Annotated in this window: 8 protein-coding genes; all 8 read right to left on the minus strand. The window is 74.7% G+C overall.

Going from position 1 to position 8,699, the window contains the following annotated elements:
• Positions 1–281: 281 nt before the first annotated feature.
• From ACFV2S_RS28850 to ACFV2S_RS28885, 8 genes are read right to left on the minus strand one after another with little or no spacing between them, the layout of a single operon-like run.
• A complete protein-coding gene (locus ACFV2S_RS28850; protein WP_385565008.1) occupies positions 282–1,340 on the minus strand; it encodes a sugar phosphate isomerase/epimerase family protein in 1,059 nt (352 codons plus the stop codon).
• A 58-nt stretch (positions 1,341–1,398) separates the two neighbouring features.
• On the minus strand, positions 1,399–2,784 hold the full coding sequence (locus tag ACFV2S_RS28855; protein ID WP_385565010.1) for an alkaline phosphatase family protein: 1,386 nt from the start codon (positions 2,782–2,784) through the stop codon (positions 1,399–1,401).
• A gap of 54 nt (positions 2,785–2,838) precedes the next feature.
• Positions 2,839–4,053 (minus strand): metabolite traffic protein EboE, encoded by a 1,215-nt coding sequence (eboE, locus tag ACFV2S_RS28860; protein ID WP_385565013.1) that lies wholly within the window; start codon positions 4,051–4,053, stop codon positions 2,839–2,841.
• Positions 4,054–4,062: 9 nt separating this feature from the next.
• On the minus strand, positions 4,063–4,911 hold the full coding sequence (locus ACFV2S_RS28865) for a TatD family hydrolase (RefSeq protein WP_385565016.1): 849 nt from the start codon (positions 4,909–4,911) through the stop codon (positions 4,063–4,065).
• Positions 4,911–5,465 (minus strand): EboA domain-containing protein, encoded by a 555-nt coding sequence (locus ACFV2S_RS28870; protein ID WP_385565019.1) that lies wholly within the window; start codon positions 5,463–5,465, stop codon positions 4,911–4,913. Before ACFV2S_RS28870 ends, ACFV2S_RS28865 begins: the two co-directional genes overlap by 1 nt.
• On the minus strand, positions 5,459–6,418 hold the full coding sequence (locus ACFV2S_RS28875; RefSeq protein ID WP_385565022.1) for a sugar phosphate isomerase/epimerase family protein: 960 nt from the start codon (positions 6,416–6,418) through the stop codon (positions 5,459–5,461). Before ACFV2S_RS28875 ends, ACFV2S_RS28870 begins: the two co-directional genes overlap by 7 nt.
• On the minus strand, positions 6,415–7,413 hold the full coding sequence (locus tag ACFV2S_RS28880) for an SCO3242 family prenyltransferase (RefSeq protein WP_385565223.1): 999 nt from the start codon (positions 7,411–7,413) through the stop codon (positions 6,415–6,417). Before ACFV2S_RS28880 ends, ACFV2S_RS28875 begins: the two co-directional genes overlap by 4 nt.
• Positions 7,383–8,600 carry an inositol-3-phosphate synthase gene (locus ACFV2S_RS28885; RefSeq protein ID WP_385565024.1) on the minus strand — a complete coding sequence of 406 codons (1,218 nt, stop codon included), beginning with the start codon at positions 8,598–8,600 and terminating at the stop codon, positions 7,383–7,385. The genes ACFV2S_RS28880 and ACFV2S_RS28885 overlap by 31 nt, the downstream gene beginning before the upstream one ends.
• Between the last annotated feature and the right edge of the window lie 99 nt (positions 8,601–8,699).

Below are 8,699 nucleotides of genomic sequence, written 5' to 3' on the forward strand. Positions count from 1 at the left end.
TCCGAGGGGGGACTTGAACCCCCACGCCCGATAAAGGGCACTAGCACCTCAAGCTAGCGCGTCTGCCATTCCGCCACCCGGACAAGGTGTCTGTCGCTCCGGGGTTTCCCTCGCGGCGACAGAGATAACTCTACCAGGGGTTCGAGGTGCCTTTCACCAGCGTTTCCCATGGTCAGTGGGGTGGGACGGCCCCTGAGGCCGTGATCGGGCGGCGACCGCCCCACCCCGCGCACGCGGCGCTCACCCCCGTGCGCGCAGGGTGACGACCGGGGTGGTGCGGGTCAGCGGCCCTTCTCGCGCAGGGAGTGGAGGTGCTCGCTGGACCTGCGGGCGAAGGTGAGGGAGTCGACGGGGTTGTCGCGCTCGGTCTGCCAGTGGTGGGCGTTCCTGCCGTGGTGGGTGCGGTTGACCGCCGAGATGAACCGCCGGTAGTCGATGTCGCCGTCCCCGACGTCGGTCATGCGGTAGCCGTAGGGGACGGCCGAGTCGTCGCGGTCGCCGTCCTTGACGTGGAAGAGCGGGTAGCGGTGGGGCTGGGCGAGGACGTAGTCGAGCGGGTCGAACGGCGCGGGGGTGCCGTCCGGGCGCACGGAGTAGCGGTACTGCCCGACGTACGCCCAGAAGATGTCCATCTCCAGGTGCACGAGCTCGGGGTCCGTCTCGGCGAGGAGGACGTCGTAGAGGCGCACGTCGGGGCGGTCGGTGGCGAAGGAGAACTCCTCCGAGTGGTTGTGCTGGTAGAACTTCATGCCGCGCTTCCGGGCCTCCGCGCCGAAGCGGTTGAACTCCTCGGCGCAGCGCTTCCAGCCGTCGACGGTGGAGCCGTAGCGCCAGGGGCCGGAGGCGGTGCCGATGTGGGGCAGGCCCAGGGCTGCCGCGTCGTCGAGGACCCGGTCGAGGTTCTGGGCGAAGGTGTACGCGGCCGGGTCGCTCGCGTAGTAGCCGACGTGGCTGCCGATGGCCCGGAGCCCGTGGTCGCGGGTGAGGCGCTTCAGCTGGGCGAGGGTCAGCGGTCCGGCGGCGCCCTGCTCGTACCCGGCGTACTCGACCTCGTCGTAGCCGTACTTCCGGAGCTCCGCGAAGACGGCGGCGAAGCCGAGGGTGGCGACCTTGTCGCGCAGCGAGTAGAGCTGGATGCCGAGGCGCCCGGGCGGCAGGACGGGGCGGCCGTGCCCCTTCCCCTCTTCCGCTCCCTGTCCCTGCGCGGCCGCGGCGGGGGCCGCGGCACCGAGGAGGGCGGCGGCGGTCGCGCCGGCGGCCACGCCCAGCATGTCGCGCCTGCTGAGCCGGTGGGTGAGTTCGGGGTCGGCGGTGGCGGCGGTGCGTCGGATGCGACTCATCTGTGGATAACTCCTTGGCTGTCGTCGGGGTCTGCTTCACTGGAATCCGGTCGGGGCCTCATGCGACTCCGGCCAGCCTGAGCAGCAGGTTCTTCACATCGGTGGCCGCGACGCGGCCGCTTACGGCGCGGGGGGTGGAGCACAGAATGAGCGGACTTTCGTCCTCGCTCGTGGGGAGGCGGCCATGGCTGCCGCGAAGAGGTGACGGGTCGAGAGGGACGACCGCGAGCCGGTAGCGCATGCCGAGCTTCTTGCGGGCGATCTCCTTGGCCGCCCTGATCCGGACGTACGGGTCGAGCGGGTCCATGAGCAGTTCGGCGGGGTCGTAGCCGGGCTTGCGGTGGATCTCGACGAGCCGGGCGAAGTCGGGGGCGCGGGCGTCGTCGAGCCAGTAGTAGTACGTGAACCAGGCGTCGGACTCGGCGAGGGCGACCAGCTCGCCGGAGCGCGGGTGGTCGAGGCCGTGTTCCTTCTTGCCGTCGTCGTCGAGGAGCGTGTCGAGACCCGGGAGGTCCGCGAGCGCCTCCCGGACGGCCGGCAGGTCGCCGGGACGCCGGACGTAGACGTGGGCGATCTGGTGGTCGGCCACGGCGAAGGCCCGGGAGGTCATGGGGTCCAGGTACTCCATCCCGTCCTGGGTGTGGACCTCCAGGAGGCCGGCGCGGCGCAGGGCCCTGTTGATGTCGACGGGCCGGTCGACACGGGTGATGCCGTACTCGGAGAGGGCGACGACGGTGCGCCCCTCGGCCCTGGCCTCGGCGAGGAGCGGGGCGAGCACGGTGTCGAGTTCGGCGGCGGCCCGGAAGGAGCGGGGGTCGTCGGGGCCGTGCCGCTGGAGGTCGTAGTCGAGGTGCGGGACGTAGCAGAGGGCGAGGTCGGGGCGGCGGGTGCGGAGGACGTGGCGGGTGGCGTCGACGATCCACCGGCTGGATGCGAGACCGGCGCCGGGGCCCCAGAACTGGAACAGGGGGAAGGTGCCGAACTTCTCGGTGAGTTCGTCGTGGAGGGCGGGGGGCCGGGTGTAGCAGTCGGGTTCCTTGCGTCCGTCGGCGTAGTAGACGGGACGGGGGGTGACGGTGATGTCGGTGTCGGCGCCCATGGCGTACCACCAGCAGATGTTGGCGACGGTGTAGCCGGGGTGGGCGCGGCGGGCGGCGTCCCAGAGGCGGTCGCCGGTGACGAGGCCGTTGTGCTGGCGCCACAGGAGGACGTCGCCGAGTTCCCGGAAGTACCAGCCGTTGCCGACGATGCCGTGTTCGGCGGGGAGGGTGCCGGTGAGGAAGGTGGTCTGGGCGGTGCAGGTGACGGCGGGCAGCACGGTGGAGAGCGGGGCCTGGGATCCGGCGCGGGCGAGGGCGGCCAGGTGGGGCATGTGCGGGAGGAGTCGTGGGGTCAGACCGACGACGTCGAGGACCAGGAGGGGGGTGGGGCGCTCGTGGGTCATGGCAGTTCCTTGAGGCCGAGGTCGGTCATGGCAGTTCCCTGATGCCAAGGTCGGTCATGGCAGTTCCTTGAGGCCGAGGTCGGTCAGCAGGTCGCGGGCCAGGGTCAGTTCGGCGGCGATGCCGTCGGCGAGCCGGGCCCTGGTGCGGGGCCGGTGGTCGGGCGGGAGGGCCTGCCAGGTGTAGGTCTCGACCTCCAGGTGGCGGGTGCGGGGGTGCGGGCCGCCGACGAGGAGGGCGAGCGTGTCCCGGAGGACGGGCAGCGTGGAGGCGAGCGGAGGAGCGGGGGGAGCATGCAGGGGCACGTGGAAGTGGGCGCGCCACGGCGTCGCGTCGGGGAGGCCGGATCCGGTGCCGGATCCCGTACCGGGGCCGTGGTACGGGGTGGCCAGGGCCTCGGGGAGGTCGTCGGTGCCGCGCAGTCCGGCGGCGGTCCTGGTGCGGGTCTGGTGGAGGAAGCGGGGTTCGGCGAAGGCGGCGAGCGCCGCCCTGACCTCGGGGAGGTGCGGGTGTTCGGCGTGGAGCGCGGCGGAGAGCTGGGCCTTGGGGACGCCGATGCCGGCGGCGGCGAGCGAGGCCAGGGCGGTTCCCGGGTCCTCGAACGACGTCGCGAGGTGGCAGGTGTCGACGCAGACGCCGATCCGGGGGTTCGGGAGGCCCGGTGGGGCGGTCAGGGCGGCGACGGCGTCGGCGACGGTCTCGACGGTGCAGCCGGGTTCCGGTTCGAGGCCGATGCGGATGCTCTTCCCGGTGAGTTCCTCCAGGGCGTCGAGGCGGCCGGCGAGGGTGGTCAGGGCGGTGCGGGCGGTGGCGGCGGCCCGGGCGGTCCAGGGGGTGCGCCAGGCGAGCGGCAGCGTGGAGACGGAGCCCTCGGTGACGTCGTCGGGGAGCAGCGCGGCGAGGAGGCGGGCCAGGTCGGTGGTGTGGGCGAGGCGTTCGGGCCGGGTCCAGTCGGGCTGGTAGACGCGGTACTTGACCTCGTCGGCGCCGAAGCCCTCGTAGGGGAAGCCGTTGAGGGTGACCACTTCGAGGCCCCGGCGGTCGAGTGCGGCGCGCAGGGCCCGGAGCGAGGCGGGATCGGCGGTCAGGGAGCGCGCGGCGTCACGGGCGAGCCAGAGGCCGATGCCGAGTCGGTCGCGGCCGAGGCGGCGGCGGACCGGCTCGCAGTGGTCGCGGAGCTGGGCAAGGACGCCGTCGAGGGTCTCGGCCGGGTGCACGTTCGTGCAGTAGGCGAGGTGGACGGTGGAGCCGTCGGGGTGCCGGAAGCGCATCCGGGCGCCTCACTCCCCGCCGCGCAGGACGGAGTTGCCCTCGTGGAGGTCCGGCGGGGTGGGGAGGTCGAGGTGGAGACGGCCGCTGAGCCCGTAGAAGGCGACGGGGTTGCGCCACAGGACCTGGTCGACGTCGTCGTCCGTGAAGCCGGCGGCGAGCATGGCGTCGGCGACCGCCCGGGTCTTGAGGGGGTCGCTCCTCCCCCAGTCGGCGGCCGAGTTCACGAGGACCCGGCCGGTGCCGTACTCCTTCAGGATCGCGACGGTCCGTTCCTCGTCCATCTTGGTGTCGGGGTAGACGGAGAAGCCGAGCCAGGCGCCGCTGTCGGCAGCCTCCTTGACCGTCGTCTCGTTGAGGTGGTCGAGGAGGACGCGGTCCGGGGCGAGCGCGGACTCCCGGACGACGTCGACGGTGCGGCGCAGACCGGTGAGCTTGTCGCGGTGCGGGGTGTGGACGAGGGCGGGCAGGCCGTGGTCGGCGGCGAGTTGGAGCTGGGCGGCGAGCGCCGTGTCCTCGGCGGGTGTCAGGGAGTCGTAGCCGATCTCGCCGACGGCGACGACGCCGTCCTTGGCGAGGTAGCGGGGCAGCTCGTCGAGGACCGGGGCGCAGCGGGGGTCGTTGGCCTCCTTGGGGTTGAGGGCGAGGGCGCAGTGGTGGGCGATGCCGTACTGGGCCGCGCGGAACGGCTCCCAGCCGAGGAGGGCGTCGAAGTGGTCGAGGAAGGAGGCGGGCGAGGTGCGGGGCTGTCCGAGCCAGAAGGAGGGTTCGACGAGGGCGCGGACGCCGGTGGCGTGCATCGCCGCGTAGTCGTCCGTGGTGCGCGAACTCATGTGGATGTGCGGGTCGAAGATGCGCATCAGGACTCCTCGGCGGGGGCGGTGAGAGCGAGGACACGGGACAGGTCGGCGGGGACGGGGCGTCCTGCGGCGGTGCGTTCGGCGGCGTGGTCGGTGAGCATCCGGGCGAGTTCGGTGTCGCCGGCGGCGCGCTCGGCGAGACCGGCGACGGCGGTGACGGGCACTGCGGTGAAGAGGCACTTGAGGACCGCGTGGCGCCAGGCGTGGGGGGTGAGGTGGGTGGCGGCGTAGGGGCCGAGGGCGGCTGCGAGCAGGGTGGTGTCGTGGGTGCGCAGGGCGTCCTCGACGAGCGGCAGGGCCTCAGGGCCGGTGACGAGCGCGGGGAGGGCCAGGAGGACGGCGCGGCGTTCGGCGGCGGTGCCGTGGTGGTAGAGGCGGGTGAGGGTGTCGGGCCCGGCACCGGCGGCCCGGAGGAGGCGGGTGCGGACCTCGTCCGCGTGCGCGGGGCCGCAGTGGCGTCCGGCGGCCACGAAGGACGGCTCCCAGGCGGAGGTGCCGGTGGCGGCCTCGGTGAGGGCGGAGTCCAGCCAGGCGCGGGTGGTGTCGGTCAGCATGCCGGGGACTCCTGGCGCAGGAAGGAGAGGGAGGAGCCGGCGAGTTCGGGGCCGGCGTGGGAGTGCCGGGGCAGTTCGACGACCGTCAGTCCCGGATAGCCGGCCGCGGTGAGTTCCGTGAGGGCGGCCAGGACGGGCGGGAAGTCGATCTCCCCGTCGCCGAACGGGAGGTGCTCGTGGACGCCGCGTCGCATGTCCTCGATCTGGACGTGGTGGACCCAGGGGGTGGCGGCGCGGACGCAGTCGGCGGGGGCGAGGGGTTCGAGGCACTGGCAGTGGCCGATGTCGAGGGTGAGGCCGAGGACGGCGGAAGGGGGGTCGCCGAGGAGTCCGCGCAGGTGGTGAAAGTCGTCGAGGGTGGAGAGGAGGTGGCCGGGTTCGGGTTCGACGGCGAGGGGGACGCGGGCGGCTTCCGCGGCTTCCAGGACGGGGGTGAGCGAGGAGGCGAACCGCTTCCAGGCCTCGTCGGGCGCGGTGCCGGCGGGCAGGGTGCCGCTGAAGCAGTGCACGGCGTGGGCGCCGAGGTCGGCGGCCACCCGCACGGCCCGGAGCAGGAGCCGTGTGCGGGCCGCGCGGTCCTCCGGGTCCGCATCGAGCAGGGACGGGCCGTGCTTGCGGCGGGGGTCGAGGACGTACCGGGCCCCGGTCTCGACGGTGACCCCGAGTCCGAGTTCGCCCAGGCGCCGGGCGACCCGGGCGGTGCGGGCGGCGAGATCGGGCGCGAGGGGGTCGAGGTGCATGTGGTCGAGGGTGAGCCCGACCCCGTCGTAGCCGAGGTCGGCGAGGAGTCCGAGAGCCTCGTCGAGACGGAGGTCGGTGAGCCCGTTGGTGCCGTAGCCGAGGCGGAGGGCGGGAGCGGGGTGGCTGGGACGGGGGGCGGGGAGGGGGGCGGGAGCGGGGTGGTGGGGGCGGGAGGCGGGGAGGGGGCGGGGGGCGGGGAGGGTGGGGCTCATGTGGGGCTCACCTTCCGGGCGAGGGCGCGGGCCGCCGGGATCAGACCGAGGAGCCCGAGCGCGGTCCCCGGTGCGCCTCCTCGGGCGGCGAGCGCGGCCTGGAGCGGGATCGTCGCCCGGATCCCGCCCGCGACGGCCCGTTCGGTCAGCGCCGCCGACGGGTTGAGCGCGGCGTGCAGGAGGCGGGTGGCGGGGGTGCGGGCGTAGGCGAGGGCGAGCAGGGGGCCGAACGGGCTCCGGGGTGCGCCGGAGGCCCCGGCGGCCACCGCCAGGGTCACGGCGAGGGCCGCGAGGGGGGTGCGGGTGGAGCCGCCCCGGGTCTCGTGGCGGGAGACGGCGGTGACGGCGTAGGTGTGGGCGCCGAGCAGGGCCGCGGCGGGGAGGGCCCGCGCGGGATGCGGGGACGGGCCGGTGGTGGCGGCGGCAGTGGCAGTCGCAGGGGCAGCAGCGGTCGAGACGGCGGCGGACGGGACGGTGGTGGGCGTCGGGGTGGGGGTGGGCGTCGAGGCGACGGCGCCGAGGAGGAGGTCGAGGGCGCGGGCGGTGGCCATGGTGGCGGGGCCGGCCGGGGTGTGTTTGAGACCGAGGTCGTAGGCCCAGACGGTGGTGGCGAGGGCGGTGGCCGTCGCGAGGGCGGGGCGGCCCGCGCGGGCGGCGAGGCCGAGGCCCGCGAGGGTGAGGGCGGCCGAGGCCGCCAGGGCGGCGGCGGGGGCGACGCGGCCGGAGGGCAGGGGGCGGTGGGGGCGTTCGCGGGCGTCCTCCTCGCGGTCGGCCCAGTCGTTGAGGGCCATGCCCGCCTCGTACAGGCAGAGGGAGGCGCCGATCGCGCGGAGCGTGCCGCGTCCGGGGCGGGCGCCTGCGGTGGCGGCTCCGGCGAGGGCGTCGCCGGGTACGGAGACCAGCGCGGACACTCGGAGCAGTTCCGCCCAGGCGCGTGCCGTCCCCCGGGCGCGGGGGCGTCCGCTCACCGGGGGCCCTCGCCCGCGAGGGGGCAGTCCGTGAGAGGGCCGCCCGCGAGGGGGCCGTCCGTGAGGCGGCCGCCCGCGAGGGGGACGCTCCCCTGCTCGTCGTCCGTGGTGGTGCCGAGGGTCCGGGCGAAGGAGAGGAGGCGGTGGTACTGGTCGGCGAGGGCGGACGGTGGGGTGCCTTCGGGGTCCTTGAAGTAGAAGGCGAGGTCGTGGAGGGCGCCGGTGCGGCCGGTCTCGTGGGCGCGGGCGGTGAGGCGGGCGAGGTCGAGGACGAGGGGGGCGGCGAGGGCCGAGTCGCAGCCCTGCCAGAGGGTCTGGAGGATCATGCGGGTGCCGAGGAAGCCGTCGAAGGCGATGTGGTCCCAGGCGGTCTTCCACTCCCCCAGGGCGGGGACGTCGTCGATGTGGACCTGGCCCTCGACGGTGGTCCCGAGGGTGTCGGTGAGGACGCGTTCCTTGCCGGCGTTCTTGGCGGCGGCGGCCGCCGGGTCGGCGAGGGCGGCTCCGTCGCCGCCGCCGAGGAGGTTGCTGCCGGACCAGGCGCGTACGGTCAGGGCGCGCTGGCGGAACATGGGGGCGAGGACGGCGCGGAGGAGGGTCTGTCCGGTCTTTCCGTCGCGGCCCGCGTGGGGCAGTCCGCTCGCGGCGAGGGGTGCGGCGAGGGCGGGGTGGCGCAGGCCGGTGGAGGGGGTGAAGTTGACGTACGGGCTGCCGGCGCGGAGTGCCGCTGCGGCGTAGAGGCTGCTGGGTGGGAGCCCGGCGCCCCCCGACGCCGGCTCCGTGGAGGCCACATTGACGACCACGACGCGGTCCAGGCCAATCCTGTGGCGGAAGTCCGTCAGGTCGGCGGTGAAGGCGGTGATGAGCTGTTCGTCGGTGCGGGTGTCGCCGGGGGCGGGTCCGCCGGGGCGGATCTCGTGGTCGGCGGCTTCGAGTTCGGTGGTGACGGCGTGGGCGAGGCCGTGCGGGAGGACTCCGGCGGTGGTGAGCTGTTCGGCGCGTTTGGGGAGGGGGCAGTCGGTGGTGTCGTGTCCGCCGAAGACCAGGGAGGCGAGCGGGGGGAGGCCGGCGGCGGCGAGTTCGGGGGTCTCGGTGGCCATGCCGGTGGGCGGGTGGAGTCCGGCGACGAGGGCGGCGCAGCCGGCCACGGTGGTGGTGGCGACGGAGCCTCTCGCGCCGATGAGCCAGATTCCCGTGCGTGGTGCGGTGGTCATGTCGTCGGCCTCCCTCTGGGGGACGGGTGGGGTGGTGACGGCCGGCGCGCAGCGCGGCGAGGGCGCGGTCGGAGATGTCGGTGCGGGCCAGGGCGTCGG

This window comes from Streptomyces sp. NPDC059695 (assembly GCF_042733785.1).
Taxonomy (GTDB): Bacteria; Actinomycetota; Actinomycetes; order Streptomycetales; family Streptomycetaceae; genus Streptomyces.

Coding starts and splice junctions, on each gene's coding strand:
- ACFV2S_RS28850 (WP_385565008.1), bottom strand. CDS start 1,340: ATGAGTCGCATCCGACGCACCGCCGCCACCGCCGACCCCGAACTCACC.
- ACFV2S_RS28855 (WP_385565010.1), bottom strand. CDS start 2,784: ATGACCCACGAGCGCCCCACCCCCCTCCTGGTCCTCGACGTCGTCGGT.
- eboE (WP_385565013.1), bottom strand. CDS start 4,053: ATGCGCTTCCGGCACCCCGACGGCTCCACCGTCCACCTCGCCTACTGC.
- ACFV2S_RS28865 (WP_385565016.1), bottom strand. CDS start 4,911: ATGCGCATCTTCGACCCGCACATCCACATGAGTTCGCGCACCACGGAC.
- ACFV2S_RS28870 (WP_385565019.1), bottom strand. CDS start 5,465: ATGCTGACCGACACCACCCGCGCCTGGCTGGACTCCGCCCTCACCGAG.
- ACFV2S_RS28875 (WP_385565022.1), bottom strand. CDS start 6,418: ATGAGCCCCACCCTCCCCGCCCCCCGCCCCCTCCCCGCCTCCCGCCCC.
- ACFV2S_RS28885 (WP_385565024.1), bottom strand. CDS start 8,600: ATGACCACCGCACCACGCACGGGAATCTGGCTCATCGGCGCGAGAGGC.